A 20,756-nucleotide genomic window follows, 5' to 3' on the forward strand; every position below is an offset into this window, starting at 1 on the left:
AAATAATATTTACAAATGAAAATAAAGTGTTTAATTATCGATGATGAGCCATTGGCAATAAACGTTATTAAAAGTTATATTGAACAGATTGAAGATTTAGAACTCATTAATACCTTTAGTAATTCTATTGAAGGGTTAAATTTCTTGAAAAACAATACTATTGATGTAATTTTTCTTGACATTAATATGCCTGTGTTAGACGGTATAAATTTTATCAAAAGTTTAGAAAACCCGCCTCTGCTTATTATCACGAGCGCTTACGATCAATTTGCAATTGAAACTTACGAGCTGGATGTTTTAGATTATCTGGTAAAACCAATTGAGTTTCCTAGATTAATGAAAGCCGTAAACAAAATCAACAAACGACTTAATAATACCAGTAAAATTCCTCAGGAAAATAGTAAAGAAAACCCTTTCATCTTCGTTAAAATCGACAAGAAAAAAATGAAGAAGATTTTCTTGAACGAAATTTTGGTCATCGAAAGCTTAAAAGATTATTTAAAAATAAGTACCTCTTCTGGCAAATTCATCATTCACAGCACTTTATCAGATTTTACGAGTTTATTACCTGAAAGAGATTTCATAAGAATCCACAGATCTTACACGATCGCAATTGATAAAATTGATGCTGTAGAAGGAAATAGCATTGAAATTGAAGGACTTAGATACGTTATTGGAAGATCTTATATTGATGAAGTAAAGCAGAAAATTTTGAATTCTTCCATTTAGGGTTTTACCGCAAAGGCGCAAAGATTTACGCAAAGTTCGCTAAGTTTTTTTTAGTTTATATTTTAAAAAAGGATTATAAAAAAGTTCGCAAAGCTTAAAGAATAAGCTTTGCGAACTTTTTTATCTATTTTCATCTAGAAAAAAACCCTTTGTGAGCTTTGCGTAAATCTTTGCGCTCTTTGCGGTTAAAAAAACTTCGCGGTTAAAAAAAACTCTGCAGTAAAAAAACACAAAACGAGTAAAAAACGAAAATGCGGCCAACCACGACCGCATTTTCTCTCAATTATAGGTAACTAACCAAAATAAACCATGAAATAGTCTATTATCTTTATTGCTGGAAAAATCCTTAGAAATGATAACGTTTAAACGCTTCGATAGCCGAATAATCTGCTAATCCTAAGTTGTGATATTTTTCTGCAGTCAATCTATTTCTGTCTTCAACTCGCACCCAAAACTCCCTGCTGTCATCACCTTGAAACATAACTCCGTCTTTTTGAGACTGGTGATAAAAAATCGCATGTCGTTTCTTTAAAACCTGGTCAGGACTCATTGGTACTGCCATGTCAATTTGGTACGATTCCCATTCATGCCATGCGCCTCTGTAAAGCCAAACCCAGCAGTCGTCCATAAAACTTTTGTGTTTTAATCTTTTTAAAGCTTCAAACAAACTGTCTAAACAAACTTTATGAGTTCCGTGCGGATCTGCTAAATCTCCGGCGGCATAAATTTGATGCGGTTTTATTCTTTCAATAATATCACACATAATGTCGATATCTGTATCCGAAAGATTATTCTTTTTCACTGTTCCTGTTTCGTAAAACGGAAGATCTAAAAAGTTAACATTAGAATCTGGCAAACCAATGTAACGAGTTGCTCCAAAAGATTCACTTCTTCTAATTAATCCTTTTAATTTTCTAACCTCAGGAGAATCAATTTCATTTCCGGTTCTGTTTTGAAGGAAATCAATAATTTCATCTGAAACAGTAGAATTTGGATTTAATGCTTTTGAAATTTCTGCAAATTTTAAAGCTTCTTCATTCGAAACCGCGATATTTCCAGAAGTCTGATACGCAATATGAACTTCATGCCCCTGCTCTACCAAACGGTCAAATGTTCCTCCCATCGAAATCACATCATCATCCGGATGCGGACTAAAAATAATTACTCTTTTCTTTTCAGGAGTTGAACGTTCTGGTCTATAGGTATCATCTGCATTTGGTTTTCCTCCCGGCCATCCTGTAATGGTTTGCTGCATTTTATTAAACATCTTAATGTTCAAATCGTATGCAGTTCCTTCTTCCGTCAAAAGACTCGACATTCCGTTGTCGTTATAGTCTTTATCAGTTAGTTTTAGGAAAGGTTTCTTCGTCAACTCACTTAACCATGCCACCGCTTTTAATTTTAATTCATCTGTCCAAACACAAGACTTAACCAGCCAAGGCGTTTTTACCCTTGTAAGTTCAGATGAAGCTTCTGTATCTAGAACAAATGTTGTGTTGTTATGCTCTTGTAAATACGTAGCCGGCACTTGCGAAGAAACCTCGCCTTCAATTGTATTTTTTATAATTCCTGCTTTACTAATTCCCCATCCTAGTAAAACGATTCTTTTTGCATTTCTAACGGTTCCAATTCCCATTGTAATGGCTTTTCTGGGAACATTGTCAATTCCTAAAAAAGAAGAGGCCGCATCGACACGTGTCAAATGATCCAAAGTAATACTTCTGGTTCCAGAGTTTACATGCGAACCTGGTTCATTAAAACCAATATGTCCTGTTCTGCCGATTCCTAAAAGCTGAAAATCTAAACCGCCGTACGATTTAATTTTCATCTCATAATCAATACAATATTGTTGTAATTCCTCAGCACTAACCTGTCCGTCTGGAATATTGATATTTTCTGGAAGAATATTAACGTGATGAAACAAATGCTCGTGCATAAAATGATAATAACTCTGAATATCATTTTTATCCATCGGATAATATTCATCTAAATTGAAGGTCACTACGTTTGCAAAACTCAGTCCTTCTTCTTTATGTTTTCTTACAAGCTCTTCGTAAACTTTTATTGGAGAAGATCCTGTAGCTAAACCTAAAACACAAGGTTCGTTTAGTTCATTTTTTCTCTGAATTAAATTGGCAATTTCCTGCGCGACCAATAAAGAAGCTTCCTGCGACGATTCGAAAATAACATTATGAATTTTCTCAAAACGAGTTTCTTCAAATTTTCCTGCTTCCGTAAATCCAATATCTTCTTTAATCATATCGCTGTCGCTCATTTAATTAATGTAAGATAAAAGTAGAATTAAATAGTCCGTTAGAACTAAAATTTCGACTAATAACGACTATCGTTCGGCAGAAAACAAAATAGCAAACTTCAAGTAGTTTTTAAGGAGCAGAAAAAGCCTTTATTCGATGATGCTGATTTCGGCAATCGAAACACTTTGCGCTTTTCCTATGCCAGCTGTCGCCACAAATCTTAAAAATCTTGCTTTAACTGCAGCAAAACTCTTAAATTGTTCAATTGGGTTGTGTTTGATATTTGAAAATTCTCCTTCCGATTGTTTAGTCCACGTAATATTGTCTTCGCTGGTATAAAATTCATAATTCGAAATTAAATTCAAATTATTTCCAACCTGCTGTGGTATATACGTAAAGCCTTTTATTTCTATTAATTCACCCATGTCAATAATCACAGATTGAGGCAGTTTATTTTCATCATTTCCAAAACCCCAATCGGTATTGGCATCGCCATCAATAATTTTTTCAACAGTTTTAGTGTCACCGCTTGAAACCGAAATCACTTTCCATTTTTCTTTAGAAACACCGTATTTAGCCGTTTTAACAGCACTATTAATTTTTTCTTTAGTGTTTCTTGAAATGGCTTTAATTGTTACTGCTTTATTATAAGTAAAAGGAGTTTTGTATAAAGTGCTTTTTTCAGAAGGCATTTTCCCGTCTAAAGTATAGTAAACCGTATTTCCATCTTCCGATTTAATCGTCACCAAGCCATTTTTATCACGAAGAATCTGCGGTTCTTTTACAAAAGTCGGCGCATTATAGGCTTCAATTGTATTAATTACAAAGCCAGCTTTTGCATCTAAAATGTTAATTCTAAGCGCTGAAGCCGTCACACGGTCTAAACGTAAAATTCTTTTGTAACCAATTGTGGTTTCATTGGCAATTGTTTTCCATTGTCCGTTTACATTAACTTCTACAGAAAATGCTTTTACGCGCTGTCCTAATTTTATATATTCCTGAAGTAAAAGTCTATTGATTGCTATTGGCTTTTTAAACGTAAATTCAATCGAAGCCTGTTTGACTTTATCGTCTGTTGCCCAATACGTATTTTTATTTCCATCAATAACATTTTGAGGTCCGAAATTAGAATCGGTTCCTCTTGTGTTTGAAGCTTGAACTTTAGAACCAGCCAATAATTCTGTTTTGAAATCGGCTTTAATTGTTGCCACCAATTCTTTTAATCTTGCTTCATCATTTTCATGAACCAAACCGCGTTTGTCAACTGGAAGATTCAATAATAAAGTCGCATTTCGCCCAATTGATTCATAATAAATATCGACCATTTCATCAAGCGAACGAACCTTATCGTCTTCCACAGAATGGTAAAACCATCCTGGGCGTATCGAAACATCGGCTTCGCCTGGAACCCATTTTTCTCCATCTTCATGTCCAGACATAAATTCGCTGTAATGTACTTTTCCAGCTAACTCATCTTTCTGACGTAATAACGACCAATTGGTTTTTCCTGCGCGCCCTTCTTCATTCCCAATCCATCTCGCTTCTGATGGTCCAACTCCCCAAACCAACGTTTTTGGAGCGATATCGTAAATCATTTTATAAGTTTCATCCCAATTATAGTAGGTAAGCGAATTGATTTTTCTGGTTTCATTTGCTCCTCCGTAATAACCGTCACCGCCATTTGCACCGTCAAACCACATTTCGAAAACATCTCCGTAATTTGTCAATAATTCTTTTAATTGATTTCTAAAATACGTTATATATTCAGGTTTTCCGTATTGCGGATGATTTCTGTCCCATGGCGAAAGGTATAATCCTAGCTTTAAATCGTATTCTTTACAGGCTGCAGCCAATTCTTTTACCAAATCTCCTTTTCCGTTTTCCCAAGGAGAATTCTTAACCGACCGTTCTGTATAGGCTGATGGCCATAAACAAAAACCGTCGTGATGTTTGGCAACCAGAATAATTCCTTTCATTCCGGCTTCTTTTACCACGTGTGCCCACTGGCGAACATCCAATTGCGACGGATTAAAAAGCTCTGGCGATTCGTCTCCGTAACCCCATTCTTTATTGGTAAAAGTGTTTAATGAAAAGTGTACAAAAGCATAAAATTCCATTTCCTGCCAGTCGATTTGTTTTTGCGTCGGAAGCGGTCCAAAAGGCTTTGGAGCATTGGCCAATTCCTGACTCGAAACATTAGAAATTACACCAAAAAAACATAACGAAAGGAATACTTTTTTCATTTGCTGAATTGCTTTAAAATAATCTATAAAGCATAAATGTAGTATAAATTGATTTTCTCATCTACAGAATTTCGACCAACAACAAATTTAAAAGTGTTTTGGTTTTGAATGTATATTTAAAATATGATTTGACTTGAAAGAGTTTAATCTTCCATCTTAAAATAAAAATCAAAATAGCGGAAACAACAAACACAAGCAAAACAAACAATCTGTTTATCATTGCAATTGAAAAACCTAACTTTGTGGCATCTATAAATGGATACGAAAAAAAGTATATGTACCATTGGTTAAAAGGCCAAAGCACAATAATTTTTTACAATATTCTCTTTTGATTTTGGCTTTCTATAATCGTTTTTTCAAGACGTGATTGTCTCGTTTTTTCCTGCTTGGCACTCATAATCCAATGGATCATTACTTTTTTGTATGAAGGCGCTTGTTTCTCAAAAAATTCCCAAGCTATTTTATTACTTTTAAACTCTTTCTCATAAGCTTCATCCAGCGGAACGGGTTCTTTTTCGTGAGAATATATTTTAGATTTACTTTCCGTTCTAAAACTAAATGCTTTTAATCCGGCATCTGTCATAAGTCCTACTTTGGTTAAATCTTCCATCTTTTGAATATTTACCGCGCTCCAAATGCTCGAAGATTTTCTGGGAGTAAAACGGATTGTATAACTATCTTGATCTATAGATTTTCGAACGCCATCGATCCACCCAAAACAAAGCGCCTGATCTACAGATTCTGACCAGCTCATAGATGGCTTTTTGCTGTTAACTTTGTAAAAACCGACCAAAAGTTCTTTCTCTTTTTGGTGATTTTTCTCTAGCCATTTTCTAAATTCGGATTGATTTGCGAAGAAAGTTGGTGTCATTATTTTTTTTATAAATGTACAAAGAATCACACAATCCCGATAGCTATCTGAAGCAGAGGGCTAAGTTAATTTAAAGAATAAAACCATATATGTCATCTTAATTAAGAGGAAACTTAAAATAACATATATGGTTCAAAATTACTAATGCAATATTTTAATTTTTATTAAATAATTCTTTAAATTCAATCGGACTTATATTTGTCTTTTTCTTGAAAAGTTTATTAAATGACTGCGGATGTTCAAAACCTAATTTATAAGCGATCTCTGAAACCGAAAAAGTTCCTTTGGCAATATATTCTTTAGCTTTTTCTATTAATTTGTCATGAATAAACTGCTGTGTGTTTTGTCCCGAAGTACTTCGCAGTAAATCGCTGAGATATCTTGCAGACAATTGCATTTCATCGGCTACAAACTGCACCGTTGGCAAACCATTTTCTAAAGGCTTTTCAGTATTAAAATAATCGTTCAGCAAATTTTCCAATTTTGAAAGCATATCATTATTAACCGCTTTTCGGGTTATAAATTGTCGATTGTAAAATCGATTACTGTAATTCAGCAAAAGTTCTATTTGCGAGATAATAACATCCTGACTAAAATGATCGATTCGTTCGTTCAGTTCATTCTGAATATTTATAAAAACGCCTAAAATTGTCTCTTTTTCTTTTTCTGAAAGATATAAAGCTTCGGCAGCCGAATAAGAGAAAAATCCATATTTTTTAATATTTTCATTTAAAGAATATGGACGAAAAAAATCTGGATGAATGTTTAATGACATTCCGCTGTAATCGGCTTCTTCTTCCTGCATTTTCAAAACTTGCCCTGGAGAAACAAACGACATTCCGCCTTCTTCAAAATCGTAAAAACCATGTCCGTAACGCAGTTTTCCTGTAAAATTTGTCTTGAAAGATATCTTATAAAAATCCAAAACAATTCCATTTTCAAAATCTGTGGGATCAAATACAGCTTCGCCATAATTCAGAATGCTAATTAGCGGATGCAATGGTTTCGGTTGTCCCATTGCTTTATGCAACTCCGAAATGGTATTGAATATTCTGGGTTGATTTTTCATTTTCATGGATGAATGTACAGCTTAAAAATGCTGAAGATTTTACAAATTTACAAAATGTTCTACTGGCGCAATATTCCAGCTCACAGTACTTTGATCGATCATATCATGTACGGGCGAATCACTCAATTCAGTCATTAATTTATGCATTGCATTTGTACCATCTTCCTCGCTGTCCCAAACCAACATATCATACACGACATCTTTCTTTAATTCGAAAATAGTTCGGGAACGAAATCCTTTTTGGCGTTTCAAAAATGCATCAATTGCAGCATTAGCTTCAATAAATTGTTTGGTTGTAAAACCTCTTAGTTTAAAGGTAGTCAATTCTATAGCTTGATTTTTCATCTCATCTAAAATTAAAAAGTAAACATTGTTTTGATATTTTTCACCTGATTTTCAGCTCCCAAACTTAAACGATCATTGTATAATGCATTGGCATCATTTCCGGCAATATATCGTAATTGATTCTTGTTGTCTGTCGCAGCTTCGTAGATAATTTGAGCAACATCTTCGGCTTTTGTATAATTCTCTAATTGTTCTGCGCTATACCCTTTACTCACTTCAAAAGTTAGTTTTTCATATGCTTCGTGTTGTGCAACTTCCATAGATCGTATGGCAAAATCTGTTTTCATGCCCCCTGGAGCCACAACTTTTACTTGTATTCCAAACTGGACTAATTCTGATGCCAGACTTTCTGAGAATCCATCTACGGCAAACTTTGTCGCGCTGTAAATCGAACAAGTAGGAAAACCCATTAAACCGAAAGTAGAAGTAATATTAATGAATGTACCGCTTTTTTTCTCTCGGAAGTGAGATACAAAAGCTTTTGAAACCCGAATAACCCCGAATAAATTAGTCACGATCTGACGTTCGATTTGATGGTTTTCTAAAGATTCTAAAGCGCCAATTAAACCATAACCAGCATTATTTAAAACTACATCGATCGAATAATTTTCTGTAATACTTTTAATCGTAGAATCAATTTGCTCTGAATTTGTGACGTCTAACGGAAGTACAATCACATTTTCTAATTGATTTAATTCTGTTTCCTTTTCTGGATTACGCATGGTCGCAATTACCTGCCAGCCTTTGCTTTGAAATAATTTTGCTGTAGATTTTCCTAATCCTGTTGAAGCTCCTGTAATAAAAATTGTCTTTTGCATTTTTAATTGTTTTAAAATTATAATGCAAAGATCAGCCGAAGTATAAAGGTGTTTGTAGCCGTTTTGGAAGATGTATTAGCCAAAATGACGGATACTAAAAAACTCCATTATTTCTAATGGAGTTTTGGTTTATAAATTCTCTTTCGTCAATCGATCCAGTTCTTTTAACAATGTTGGAATTCTAAATTCTCCTGCCATACTTTTTACTTTCTCAACGGCATCTTCAAGTTCGATTCCAATGGCAGTAATAAATAATGGTTTCTGGCTATCGCCTCTTAATATCCCGACTTTATCTTTTTCAATCGATGCAAAATTTGTTTTGGCAACGCCAATAATCGGAATTTCTTTATTAAGCCTCTCGTATAAATGCCCGCCTAAACCATATTTTTTATCATCATCTAAATAAACAAAACTATCCACTATTATAATATCAACTTTTGCTAGATCTATTTGATTTAATAAACTTAAAATACAGGGAAGTTCTCTTCTGTAAAACTCACCAGGAATATATTCTTCTACATTTTCTATTATTTCGGTGTGAATTTTAAAGTTTTTACTTTCATCCCATTCTTCAAATTCCAAACAAACTGTTTTGGCTTTTCCATCAAAATAGTAAGTATCAAATGCTAATATCATAGTGTTTTATTTCTTGTCAAAGATGCTAATATAAGACAAAATCAACTTTGTACTTCATAAAAAAACTCCATTATTTCTAATGGAGTTTACTGATTTTTTAAATTTAGATCTAAATATTTCGCTCTTCCAGATCTGCAATCTTTTTCTATATATTTCGCCAAAAGCATTTTCCATAAAAAAAGCTCCAGCGGAGCTTAATATTTATAGAAAAATGAGGTGTTAATCAAAAGCCCCAGCGGGGCGGCATATAGATTAATTAACCTTTATCAGAATCGACGAAACTGGAATTCCATTTCCTGTCGTTGCTTTCAACTGAATATTTTCTTTCTTTCCGTTTGATTGAATAATCGCAATGCATTTCCCATTAAACAACTTACAAGAATTGGCTTTAAAAGAATCTAAATTGGCCTGATAACCATTATCAACCCCAACTAATTTTCCTCCGCCAGTCACTTCAAAATTGATTAAATCCATAGCATTTGGCAATAAGTTTCCCTCTTTATCTAACATAGAAACTGTTACATAAACCAAATCATAAGTATCGTTTTTGATTGTAGTTTTTTCTGCTTTCAAATCAATTTTTGAAGCTTCTCCCGCTGTGTAAATTTCTTTTTCTAAAACCACTTTTCCGTTCTTTCTTGAAATCGCTTTTAGTGTTCCCGGTTCAAATTTCACTTTCCATGAAATATGCAAATCGTCGTTTTGTTTTGATTTTGTTCCGAGAGACTTTCCGTTTAAGAATAATTCTACTTCATCGGCATTATTATAATACGCCCAAACTTCCACTTCCTGATCTTTTTTCCAGTTCCAATGTGGTAAAATATGCAGAACCGTTTTATTCGACCATTCACTCTGGTACATATAATACACATCTTTTGGAAGTCCGGCTAAATCCACAATTCCAAAGTAAGAACTTCTCGCAGGATACGGATACGGATCCGGTTCTCCGATATAATCAAAACCAGTCCAAATAAAAGTTCCCGCCATGAAATCCTGTTTTTTAATCGTTTTCCAGTTCTCTTCGTGCGTTGCGCCCCAGTACGATTTCACCTGATCGTAAGCAGAAACCGTCCAGTCTGCATTCCCGTCAAATGGAGCGCCGTGTTTGGTTGGCCAAGCTTTAATTCCGTCTGGAAAATCATAATGACCGCGTGTTTCTAAAGCCGAAACGCTTTCTGAAGCTAATATTTTCTGTCCTTTAAAACGTGTTGGAAAATCTTTATAATCTTCATGCTTATAATTGAAGCCCAAAAGATCCAAAGCTCCAGATTGATAAATAAAATTCTTCTCAATAACATTTTCGGTCAAAGCCGAAGTCACAGGACGCGTTGTATCTAGCGATTTTACAATCTTAGCTAATTCTCTTGTAATTGCAATTCCTGTCGAATCAAACTGTTCTCTAATTTCATTCCCAATACTCCACATCATAACCGATGGGTGATTTCGGTCTCTTTTGATAAAATCTTCTAAATCCTGTTTGTGCCATGCATCCCAATCTTTGTGATAGTCGTTCGTTACTTTTTTCTTTTTCCAAACGTCAAAAGCTTCGTCCTGAACGATAAAACCCATTTCGTCACACAATTGCATCATTTCTAAAGAATGCGGATTATGAGACATTCTAATGGCGTTTGCGCCCATTTCTTTCATCAAAGTCAGTTTTCTTCTCACCGCATGAATATTTTCGACCGCTCCCAAAGCGCCATTATCATGATGCAGGCAGACTCCCAAAATCTTCGTTGGTTTTCCGTTTAAAGAAAATCCTTTCGCCGAATCAAAACTAAAGAAACGGAAACCAAGAGGCGTTTCGTAAGTGTCGACTAATTTCGATTTCTCATAAATTTTAGTAACCACTTTATACAAATACGGGTTTTCAGTATCCCACAATTTTGGCTGATTTAAAACCAAATCGTGAATCTTTTTCTCTGAAGTTTTAGCCGATATTTTTTCTGTTGAAGTAAAATTAGCCACTTCTTTATTGTCAGCATTTAAAACTGAAGTAACGAGTTTAAATTCTTTCGAAGTTTCATTGTCATTATCAATTGCAACTTCTAAATGAATCTTAGATTTTGCCGCAGAAACTTCAGGCGTGGTTACAAAAGTTCCCCACTTTCCAACGTGCAATTTTTCGCTAGCAACCAAACGCACATTTCTGTAAATTCCAGATCCTGTGTACCATCTTGAATTCGGTTGTGCATCGTTATCGACTTTTACTGCAATAACGTTCTCTTTCCCAAAATTTACATATTGAGATAAATCATAACCAAAAGAAATATAACCGTTTGGACGCATTCCCAATGATTTTCCATTTATGAAAACCTCACTGTTCTTAAAAACGCCATCAAATTCTATTGAAACTGTTTTGTTTTGCCAGTTCGCAGGAATAGAAAAAACTTTGCGATACCAGCCTTTTCCAGCAGGCAAAAATCCTTGCGCTTGTTTGGTTTTAGCATCTTTATCAAAAGTGCCTTCAATACTCCAATCATGCGGTAATTGCAATGTTCTCCAATCTTTCACATCGAAATTTGCTTGAATTGCATCTGCATAATCTCCTAATTTAAAGTTCCAGTTTTTATTGAAATCTTCGACAATTCTGGCTTGTTTTTGCGCAAAAATGGATACTGAAAACAATAAGGCTATTGTAATTTTTTGAAATATGTTTTTATGTTTAATCATAAATATGTTTTTTTATTCTAATAAAATGTCCGCACGTTTTTTCTGTAGAGACGCACCGCAGTGCGTCTACGTTCCAATTGGCCGTACTGAACGTTAGACGCACAGCAGTGCGTCTCTACAATGCAATTCTGATAAACCTTTGAGCCTTTGAACCTCTGCCTCTTTGAACCTCAAAAAAACCTATTGAAATTCGAAATTATCCAGCATCAATCCTTTCAAATCATCTCCTTCCAACGTTATTTTATACGTTCCTGCATTAATATAACCGCCCGATGTCGTATTTAAAATCTTCCACTTTTCTGGTGCTGTAAAAAACTCAATGGTATCATTTCGCATTAAAATTCCGTACGCATCTTCCATTTTAAATTTGACTTTTAAAGGCGTTTCATTTCTGTTCATGAATTTAAAACGCATCAAATAAATTCCCGCAACGCCCGGTTTTACTTCAAACTGAATACTGTTTGCTGTTTTTTTGGTAAACTCAATATAATCGGCTTTTTTGAAATTTCCTTTTTCAATTCCGGTTCCTGTTGTTTTAGCGTTTTCAGCTTCAATAATTACAACAGGTCTTGAATCGTCTTTTTCGCCCATATCATAAACCGGAACAACAGCAATTGTGCTTATCGATTCAGCATTATCAAAAAGAACTTTTTCTCCTTTTTTAACCTTTTTATTGAAAATGGTAAACGAAACTCCATTGCTGTTTTTCGTTTTTTCCTCTATTTTTTTATAATCAGAAAGCGAAGCTGATTCTTTGACTTTACTATCAACTAAAACATAAATATTCGAATCTTCTTTGGCAGTAAACGAACCTTTATTTTTAGAAGCAACTGAAAACTGTAAATAATCGGCACCGAATAATTCAGAAGGCAATTCGGTAAAAACAACATCAGAATCTGAAAATTGTTTTGAATTGATATCCATCCACGAAGCTATTCTGTTGGTTTTCTCATAAGAATCTAAAACAAAATTCTGAATATTTTTTGGCGATGCATCTGCAGGTCTTAGTTTTCGATCTTTAGTTCCAATAGCAATTGCAGAAATAATTGCCTGCCCTGCTTTTACATTCGGAAACGAAATCACAATTTTTCCGTCTTTGCTTTTTACGACAAAAGTTTTCTTCAGAGCCTGATCGTGTCCCGCTTCTGCCCAAATATCAAAATCTTTTAAAACTACATTTTCGTTGATGGCAACATCAAATAAACGCCAGCCTTTGCAGTCCATTCCACCTCCAGTTCCGTACCACGGTTCTGTGAAGTATAATTCTACTAAATATTCTCCGTCGGGAACAGGAAACTCGTAACGCAATTTGTCAACACCGTATCTAAAACTTTGGAATAATTCGGGATCTTTTGTACCGTTTATTGGATCAAAAGTCGTTCGCTGACTTGCAAAGAAATCCGGAAGTTTTTCAAAGTTATCTGTCCATGATGAAGAACCCCAAGTATATTTTCCGCTTTTGTGCGTATCTGCAAACCAAGTATTTCCTGAACTATCAGTAAATTCAAATGCACCGCAATTTACTCTGTAGATGTAATTATAGCCTTTTTTATCTTTTAATAAGTCTGTTTTTTCAGGAGTTAAATCGGCTAAATTTGGCGCTTTCGGAAGTGTATTTAAAACGATATAATCTTTAGCAACCGCTTTTCCGTTTACATATCCAACAGCATACAAAACATTGTATTGAATATTGACATTGTTAAACTGAAAGTGCTGTCCGATTCCTGGATTTTTTAATTTTCCTAAAGAAGATTTATTCACATCATTAAACAATTCTACTTCGTCACAATTCGAATAAATATCGATTCCGTTTTTGATTCCGGGTTTATCCCAACGGCTTGGCCAAGTGTGCGAAACGATATACACCATCGGATTGGTTTTGTTCGAAACGTAATTGGCTCTGTACATATAAAACGCATCTAAAGGTTCGCCCCAAATGGTAAAAAGTCCTTTGTAATTTACCGGGCCTACTTTGTCAATATCTCTAAAGCCTTCTCCGTTCTGTACGCGTCCCGGATTTTCATGCGAAGCAAAAAGCCAGTTGAACTGCCCCGCAATTTTATCTTTAACCGATTCGGCTTCGCGAACTTTAATTTCCATTAATTGAGAGAATCTGTTTTCGCTCAAAGTTCCTTTTTGGTCAAACTCGCCTTCGGTATGTAAATCAGCTGAGCGCCAAGCGCCGTATTCACCGTTTAACAACTGCGTGCTCATTTCTAAATGATATTTCAAAGGGTCTCCGCCATACGTTCCTGACCAGTTTTGAACGACATTCCAGTCTGTTCCTTCTCCTCCATTACAAGTCGTCACGATTCTTTGAGAAGCTGATAACGGATCCATTTCGCGGATAATCTGAGTACATTCTTCTGCAAATTCTTTCGGAATAGTACTTTCATTCTGCAATCCCCACATCACCACCGACGGACTATTTCTGCGTTCCTTAATCCATTCGCGTAATAAGGTTTTGAAGTTTTCTTTAAATTCTGGTGTATCGTACCAAATATGCGCCGAAAACTGACTCCAAAATAAAATTCCGTTTTCGTCTAATTCTTTTTGATACAATAAATTATGAGGCTGATGCGCTTCTCTAAAAGCGTTAAATCCGCCCGCTTTGATTTGTTCGATTCTGGAATGAATCATTTCGTCTGAAAACGAATGACTGTTTCCAATTAAATGTTCGTATTCGCAGGTTCCGTTGATGAATAAAGGTTCGCCATTGATAAAAAAACGATTGTCTTTTCCGTCACGGCTGACCGGCCAGCTCACCCAACGGATTCCGTAAGGTGTTGTTAACTGATCGATTATTTTTCCGTTTTCATAAATAGAAGTCACCAATTTGTACAAATACGGACTCGACGGCGACCATAATTTCGGATTTATAATCTCTGGAAGTGTTTGTGTTATTTCTTTTGTTTCTCCTGAATTAATTTTGTTGTCGCTTTTTGTAATGGCAACTTTCTTTCCTGAAGCATCAAAAAGGATGTTTTCAATCGTTAAATTTCGGTTTGAAGCACCGTAATTCTTGATTTCTGTTGTAGTATGAAGAATGGCTTTTTGTTTGGAAACCGATTTATCATTCCAGATATGAACTCCAAAAGGTTCTATTCTAACATCGTTTGTAACAACCAACGTAACAGGTCTAAAAATTCCCATTGGCTGCGAACCTTCAGAAAATCCCCATTCGCCAGAACATCCTCCGCAAACCCAAGGAAGATCGGCAATAAAAGAGGGATGTGCTGCTTTAACCAAAATCTGGTTTTCTTTATCGAAAGAAACGGCTTTTGTTATGTCTAATGTAAAAGTAGTTCTGCCACCTTTGTGTTCGCCGACTTTTTTGCCGTTTACCCAAACTGTTGCGTAGGAACTGACGCCTTCAAAATAGAGGAAAAGCTTTTTAGAAACGTCTTTTTTATCCAGTTTTAAAGATTTCTTGTACCAAGCAGTACCATGTAAATTTCCATGTTTTGTTCTTCTGAAACCATAATACTGATCCCAATTGTGAGGCACACTTACCTTTTGCCAATTGGAATCAGTTTTTGGATTTTCTACAAAATCTTCTTCTTTCAGCGGAAGATTATCCAGTATTACGGTCTCCCAAGATGAATTCAGCGAAATTTCTTTACGAAGCTTCCCTGAACCTTTGCTCTGACTCCAAACAAAGCAAAGACTTGAAAAAAAACAAAAAATAAAAAAAACTATTCTTTTCATATTTTATTATTGAACCATATAAGTGATATAAGGTTATTAAAGTTTGATATACGGCTTTTTGTCATTTCGACGAAGGAGAAATCTTCGCAAGTAGCTCCGTATAGAAATGTCACCAATCTTTAGCAACTTGCGAAGATCCCTCTCCCGAAGTCTCGGGATCGGGATGACAAGATTGTATTTATACTTTGCGTATAAACCTGACGGTTTTTTAAAACCCGTCAGGTTTAATAACGTTTATTCGCGTGAGGGATTGAGGCGGTATCCTTTTATGCAGCGGAGCGGAATAAAAGATATAGCCGAAAGCCCGACCCGGAGGGGCACGCCCAAAATCTTATTAATAAAACAACCAGTCAATAGCTGCTTTCTCTCCTGCATCAATATATCCAACATCACGCGGTGTGATGATTTGATCTGCGTCGATGAAACCTAAAATCAATACTTTTCCTTTTCCTAAATCTAATTTATTTTCGCCAGGCTGGAAAGTATAGGTATGAATGTTTACTCTCGGAAGCTCTTTTAAATTCATGGCGCTTGCCAAAATAACTTCCGCCTGACCGTGGGCATTTCCTGCTGCATCTGTTTCCAAACTTGGCGGTAACAAAAATCTCTTTTGATCTGAATTGAAATAACCAACTACTAATTTAACCGCTTTTGTATTTCTAAACTTCAAATGTGTACCTTTTTCGTTCTGGTCATTTTCTACAAACGAAAATCCTCTTAAGTTTTGAAGTTCAGGAGCAATTTTCGTTAATTCAGAAATATCGGTTCCGTAAACTTTTGTTCCTGTTTTTACTAAATAAGTTCCCGGTTTTTCGTCGATGAAAGTAACTTCGGCCGTTTTCCAAGGTTTTCCTTCTTTAGTTTCAATTTTGCCGTCTTTTGAAGATTTTAACTTCTCTAGATTTCTTTTGAAATTAGCCAATTCACGCTCGTAATGCGGTAATAATTCTGCCCAAGTTTTGTTATTACCGTCATCACCACCAATCGGAATTCTACGTTGAGCGGTTTGCATACTGTTGGCATAGTAATACGTATCTTTCGTAAGGTTCACCAATAATTCGTAATACTCAATGCTTTTCTCCAAATGAGGCATTGCTTTGTCTAAATCGCTGATATCATTTGAATAACTGTATCTTAAAACCAATAAGGCTGCTTTTACTTTTTCTGAAAAGAAATCTGCGAAAGCTTTATAGGCATGCATATCGTTTTTAAGACGTGCAAATTCTTCTTTATCTTTGGTAACGCTTGCTTCGGCTTTGTCGATGGCTTCAACAGCCAATCTTCCATGTTCTGTAATTTCAGCAATAATCTGTGTTGGAAGTTCGCCCGAATGCGGTTCTTTATTCCATTCCTTTTTAGCATATTCTAAAAGCAATTCGCCTGCTGGTCCACAAGATTCGTGGAATCCAGGATACACACGCCATTTCGACGGATTTACCAATTGGCTTTCAAACATTCCTAATAATAAGGTTTGACGATTTCCTTCGGTAATTCCGAAACGTCTTAATGTTTTTGGCGCAATTTCTCCTGTTTCTTCGTAGGCTTTTAAGATGTTATTCGCAGCTTCCTGACTCGTTCCGAATTTAGCGGCTAAATCATTATGCCAGAATTTCACCTCTTCATTTCGGTCTCTTTTGCTGTCCCACGCATATCTTGCCCAAGCTTTGTACCAAATCCAGTCACGATCCATTTCTAGTAAACGCTCGCCTGATTTAGTTTTATCTGCCGAATACGGCCAATCCCAATACGATGCCTGCGGATACAAGTGTAATGCATTGGCTCCGTGAACGCTGTGCATAGCTTTAACCGTTTTTTGGATAAAGTCCGGCGAACCGTATCTGAAGGGTTCTAAGTTGGCCAAAATATGAACATTTTCAATATGAATTGATTTTAAAGCGCTCAATTGTTTATGCGTTTCGCCCCAAGGTCCGCCCGGCGTATAAGTCGTTAAAGATTCTCCTGTATATTTACTTTCTGTATATAAGTTTTTGTATAACGGAAGTGATTTTTCCATTACCAAAGGCCCGTCTGTATCGTGAGAACGTAAAATAATTGGCGGTTCTTCTGTTTTTCCTAATGCTTGTAAGCCATCGCGAACGCCTGGAATAATTGTTTTGGTAAACCATTCTACATCATCATCAACCGTATTAATCGCTTCTCCCAAGCAAACCATTAATCCAACATTAGGGTATTTTTCGATAAAAGCAGCGATAGATTTTCTGGTATAATCTGAAAGTAATGGCGTAATTGGACGCGAACGATCTTGTGTTTTAATGTTATAATGTTCTGCAAAAGGCTTAGAAACGATAATGTTATAGAACATCTGAATTACCCAGATTCCTCTTTTGTTCGCTTCTACCGTTAAGAATTTATAGATTTCTTCGTTCTTTTTGAAATCTTCGTCGCTTACTTCTACAGCAAAAGGATATTCTTTTAATTTCACTAGAGAAGCAAACGGATGTCCGTTCCATAAATACAAGGAATTCATGCGGTTTTCTACCAGCATATCCAGATATTTTATCCATAAAGCTTTATTGTAAAACCAAGGAAAAGTTTCCGGTGTATACGGATATTCATAAACATCACGCCCAGGAAGATAAACGGGTTTCTGCATTCCGATGCAAGCACCTCTTAAAACCATTTCCGGACTGTCATCCAAATTAATTTCTGACGGAAGTTTTCCTGAACTTTTAATACGGTCTGCTAATTCTAAAGCGCCATACAAAGCTCCAGAAGCATCTGTTCCTTCAATGTAAATAATATTATTTTGAGTACGAATCTGAAAACCTTCTTTCTTTGTTAATTTGCTATCATCGATTTTAGCGCTTTTAGCATTTTTTTTCCAGAAATCAGTTCCTTTTCCACCAATAACAATTACTTTATCTTTTGATTTTTTGAATTTATCAGAAGAAGTTACGCTGAAACCTTTTGCTGTAAGTATTTCAGATAATTTATCTGCGCCAAATTTTGCTCTCGGCGAACTCGGATCACTCACAACTGTGATGTTCTGCGCTGTCGCGAAAGAGACATAAAAACATAAAAAAAGTAATTGTAAATATTTCATTGTATTGTATTGTGTTTTATTCTTTGAGAATGTTAAAAAATAATCTGCTAAATCTGCTTAAATCTATATAAATCTGCGTGCAATTTTTTTCACGCAGATCAAGCAGATTTAAGCAGATTTACTTTTTTATTTTTTGCCACAGATTAAAAGATTTCCACAGATTGAAAAAAATCTTTTTAATCCTTTAATCTGTGGCTAAATATTTTTTTTAATTCTGAAAAATCTTTTTCAAATATGCTACATTCGCTCCGTAATTGGCTTTTACATTGTGCACTTGTGTCACGTCACGAGAACGTTCTACAATTAGCCATCCGCCCCATTTCATTTCGTCCAACGTTTGTTTGATTTTCGGCATATCGATCGCTTTATCGTTTTCTAACCAAAACTGATCGGTGTTTGATGCATGAATCTGTGCTAAATATTTCTTTCCTAAGATTTTTAATTCTGATGAAATATCTCTGCCATTGTCAACTGCATTGGCAAAATTGAAAGAGCTTTTAATATATTTTGAACCGACTTCGTCTAAAAGTTTTTTCTCTTCTGTAGCACTCAAAGAAGTTTCAATAGCGATAACTCCACCAATTTTCCCCACTTCTTTTCCTGCCCACTGCAATCTCTTGATCACTTCTGGACGTAATTCTGGATTCTTAACCAAATCAGTTTGAGTTCCTAACGGAAGATAGGCCACTTTAACTTTCATATTTTTCATAGCTTGAATACAATCCGTAATCATTGGCGTGATTTCTCTTGTGGCAAATGACTGCGCATAAAATCCAGACATCGCAATAGAACTGATTCCAACTCCAGTTTCTTTCGATTTATCTAAGAATTTTTGTCTCTCAACTGGATCGCCTAATTTGCTGTCAAAAGTTGGTCGGTTTCCTAAACCTCCCATATCCAGTTCGATTCCGTCTGCTTTTATTTCAGCCGCCAAACCAAAAGCGCCTAGTTTTTGTCTTTTTAAAATCATCCAGTCGCAAACTGCTACTTTGTATTTTTGTTTTTTATTGGAAGACTGAGCTGTTGCACAACTGTTGAATGTTGTTGACAGAACAACAAGGAAGGCAATTAATAAATGTTTTTTTAATTTCATGTCTATATTTTTTTGCCACAAATTGCACTAATTTTCACGAATTACTATTTTTAAAAAATTCGTGAAAATTAGTGAAATTCGTGGCGAACTTTTTTTTACTCTTCTTCAGCCTTAACAGCCGTTACCACTTTTCCTTCTTCGCCTGGCCAAATTCCGTTTTTGATTGGAAGTGCTTTTAACTTCGTTGGATCGATTTTTACATATTTCAGTTTTTCTCTTCTCCAAGTGTATACGATATGCACCATTCCATCAGAACTTTGGATCATAGAAGGATACGAATACTGGCTGATTTTTGAATCTTCTAAAACCAAAGTAGCTTTCCAGTTAATTCCGTCATCCGAAATCGAAACATTTAAAGGCGTTCTTGGGCCTTTTGCTTCTTTCCCTGGAGGAAGAACATGATTGTAAACTAGTAAATGTTTACCGTTTTTTAGAGTTACGGCATCTGTTCCTGAGTTGTTATTTGGAAGTCCGATTAACTCAATATCAGACCAAGTTTTTCCGTTGTCTTTTGAGAAAGTGCTGAAAATAGCTCTGTTTCTGGTTCTTCCGATGGCCTGAATACTTCCGTCTTTATGAAATAAAATACTGGGCTGAATCGCATTGATTTTTTGTTTTCCTCTTGGAAGCGTATCGCCCATTACCCAAGTTTTTCCGAAATCAGGAGTTGATTCCATACGCAATCTCCAGCCGTCGCCTTCGATACTTGACGGACATAATAAAGTTCCGTTGCTCAATAAAACCGGTTTATTTTTGATTGGTCCTAAGAAACCATCAGGCATTTTTTGTGCTTCAGACCATGTTTTTCCGCCATCAGATGAAGTTCTGATTACGCCCCACCATTCTGATGGTTTTGGTCCGATTTTATAGAAAAGCATTAAATCACCACCCGGAATTTGATATAAAACAGGATTCCATGTTGGTAATCTCGAACCTTCTTTCATGACACCATCCGCAACTTTTACGCCTTCATTCCAAGTATCGCTTCCTTTAGGTTTAATAGCGACATAAATACAAACATCAGGATGTCTTTCGTGAGTTCCTCCGAACCAAGAAGCAACTAAATCACCATTTGTAGCTTCGACAATTGTAACAGCGTGGCAAGACGGATAAGGCGCTTTATCGTAAATAAACTGATCTACTAAAATTCCTTCTTTCCAAGTCTTTTTCTCTAAAGCCGACTTACAACTTCCTAAAAGGAAAAGTCCAAACAAGACAAATGCTAATTTTGTTATCTTCATTCTTAATTAAA

General features: G+C 35.6%; 13 protein-coding genes. 1 reads left to right on the forward strand and 12 read right to left on the reverse strand.

From position 1 onward, the window contains the following. The first annotated feature begins 15 nt into the window (after positions 1-15). Positions 16-729 (forward strand): response regulator transcription factor, encoded by a 714-nt coding sequence (locus tag QMG60_RS17450; RefSeq protein ID WP_281865813.1) that lies wholly within the window; start codon positions 16-18, stop codon positions 727-729. Between the two features lie 346 nt (positions 730-1,075). Here QMG60_RS17450 and nagB read toward each other — a convergent pair whose 3' ends face one another. The 12 genes from nagB to QMG60_RS17510 form a co-directional block, all read right to left on the reverse strand. Continuing rightward, complete coding sequence (gene nagB, locus QMG60_RS17455; RefSeq protein ID WP_281865814.1) at positions 1,076-3,004, reverse strand: glucosamine-6-phosphate deaminase; 1,929 nt, start codon at positions 3,002-3,004, stop codon at positions 1,076-1,078. 129 nt (positions 3,005-3,133) lie between these two features. Continuing rightward, a complete protein-coding gene (locus QMG60_RS17460; protein ID WP_281865815.1) occupies positions 3,134-5,227 on the reverse strand; it encodes an alpha-L-fucosidase in 2,094 nt (697 codons plus the stop codon). Between the two features lie 313 nt (positions 5,228-5,540). Next, positions 5,541-6,098, reverse strand: coding sequence for a YdeI/OmpD-associated family protein (locus QMG60_RS17465; RefSeq protein ID WP_281865816.1), 558 nt, complete (start codon positions 6,096-6,098; stop codon positions 5,541-5,543). Positions 6,099-6,252: 154 nt separating this feature from the next. Then, positions 6,253-7,167 carry a helix-turn-helix transcriptional regulator gene (locus QMG60_RS17470; protein ID WP_281865817.1) on the reverse strand — a complete coding sequence of 305 codons (915 nt, stop codon included), beginning with the start codon at positions 7,165-7,167 and terminating at the stop codon, positions 6,253-6,255. Positions 7,168-7,206: 39 nt separating this feature from the next. Next, entirely contained in the window at positions 7,207-7,512 is a 306-nt protein-coding gene (locus QMG60_RS17475; RefSeq protein ID WP_281865818.1) for a hypothetical protein, read from the reverse strand. 11 nt (positions 7,513-7,523) lie between these two features. Then, entirely contained in the window at positions 7,524-8,330 is an 807-nt protein-coding gene (locus QMG60_RS17480) for an SDR family oxidoreductase (protein ID WP_281865819.1), read from the reverse strand. Between the two features lie 129 nt (positions 8,331-8,459). Next, positions 8,460-8,966 (reverse strand): endonuclease V, encoded by a 507-nt coding sequence (locus tag QMG60_RS17485; RefSeq protein ID WP_281865820.1) that lies wholly within the window; start codon positions 8,964-8,966, stop codon positions 8,460-8,462. Between the two features lie 252 nt (positions 8,967-9,218). After that, positions 9,219-11,639, reverse strand: a complete 2,421-nt coding sequence (locus QMG60_RS17490; RefSeq protein ID WP_281865821.1) for a sugar-binding domain-containing protein — start codon at positions 11,637-11,639, stop codon at positions 9,219-9,221. Between the two features lie 180 nt (positions 11,640-11,819). After that, positions 11,820-15,347 carry a malectin domain-containing carbohydrate-binding protein gene (locus tag QMG60_RS17495; RefSeq protein ID WP_281865822.1) on the reverse strand — a complete coding sequence of 1,176 codons (3,528 nt, stop codon included), beginning with the start codon at positions 15,345-15,347 and terminating at the stop codon, positions 11,820-11,822. 334 nt (positions 15,348-15,681) lie between these two features. Continuing rightward, positions 15,682-18,411, reverse strand: coding sequence for a glycoside hydrolase family 20 zincin-like fold domain-containing protein (locus QMG60_RS17500; RefSeq protein ID WP_281865823.1), 2,730 nt, complete (start codon positions 18,409-18,411; stop codon positions 15,682-15,684). A 208-nt stretch (positions 18,412-18,619) separates the two neighbouring features. Beyond that, on the reverse strand, positions 18,620-19,504 hold the full coding sequence (locus QMG60_RS17505; protein ID WP_281865824.1) for a TIM barrel protein: 885 nt from the start codon (positions 19,502-19,504) through the stop codon (positions 18,620-18,622). 95 nt (positions 19,505-19,599) lie between these two features. After that, a complete protein-coding gene (locus QMG60_RS17510) occupies positions 19,600-20,745 on the reverse strand; it encodes a sialidase family protein (protein ID WP_281865825.1) in 1,146 nt (381 codons plus the stop codon). Between the last annotated feature and the right edge of the window lie 11 nt (positions 20,746-20,756).

It is taken from the genome of Flavobacterium sp. GSB-24, assembly GCF_027924665.1.
Classification (GTDB): domain Bacteria; phylum Bacteroidota; class Bacteroidia; order Flavobacteriales; family Flavobacteriaceae; genus Flavobacterium.

Bases quoted from the DNA above. Each gene is read 5' to 3' on its own strand.
- QMG60_RS17450 (WP_281865813.1), top strand. From the start codon at position 16: ATGAAAATAAAGTGTTTAATTATCGATGATGAGCCATTGGCAATAAAC.
- nagB (WP_281865814.1), bottom strand. From the start codon at position 3,004: ATGAGCGACAGCGATATGATTAAAGAAGATATTGGATTTACGGAAGCA.
- QMG60_RS17460 (WP_281865815.1), bottom strand. From the start codon at position 5,227: ATGAAAAAAGTATTCCTTTCGTTATGTTTTTTTGGTGTAATTTCTAAT.
- QMG60_RS17465 (WP_281865816.1), bottom strand. From the start codon at position 6,098: ATGACACCAACTTTCTTCGCAAATCAATCCGAATTTAGAAAATGGCTA.
- QMG60_RS17470 (WP_281865817.1), bottom strand. From the start codon at position 7,167: ATGAAAAATCAACCCAGAATATTCAATACCATTTCGGAGTTGCATAAA.
- QMG60_RS17475 (WP_281865818.1), bottom strand. From the start codon at position 7,512: ATGAAAAATCAAGCTATAGAATTGACTACCTTTAAACTAAGAGGTTTT.
- QMG60_RS17480 (WP_281865819.1), bottom strand. From the start codon at position 8,330: ATGCAAAAGACAATTTTTATTACAGGAGCTTCAACAGGATTAGGAAAA.
- QMG60_RS17485 (WP_281865820.1), bottom strand. From the start codon at position 8,966: ATGATATTAGCATTTGATACTTACTATTTTGATGGAAAAGCCAAAACA.
- QMG60_RS17490 (WP_281865821.1), bottom strand. From the start codon at position 11,639: ATGATTAAACATAAAAACATATTTCAAAAAATTACAATAGCCTTATTG.
- QMG60_RS17495 (WP_281865822.1), bottom strand. From the start codon at position 15,347: ATGAAAAGAATAGTTTTTTTTATTTTTTGTTTTTTTTCAAGTCTTTGC.
- QMG60_RS17500 (WP_281865823.1), bottom strand. From the start codon at position 18,411: ATGAAATATTTACAATTACTTTTTTTATGTTTTTATGTCTCTTTCGCG.
- QMG60_RS17505 (WP_281865824.1), bottom strand. From the start codon at position 19,504: ATGAAATTAAAAAAACATTTATTAATTGCCTTCCTTGTTGTTCTGTCA.
- QMG60_RS17510 (WP_281865825.1), bottom strand. From the start codon at position 20,745: ATGAAGATAACAAAATTAGCATTTGTCTTGTTTGGACTTTTCCTTTTA.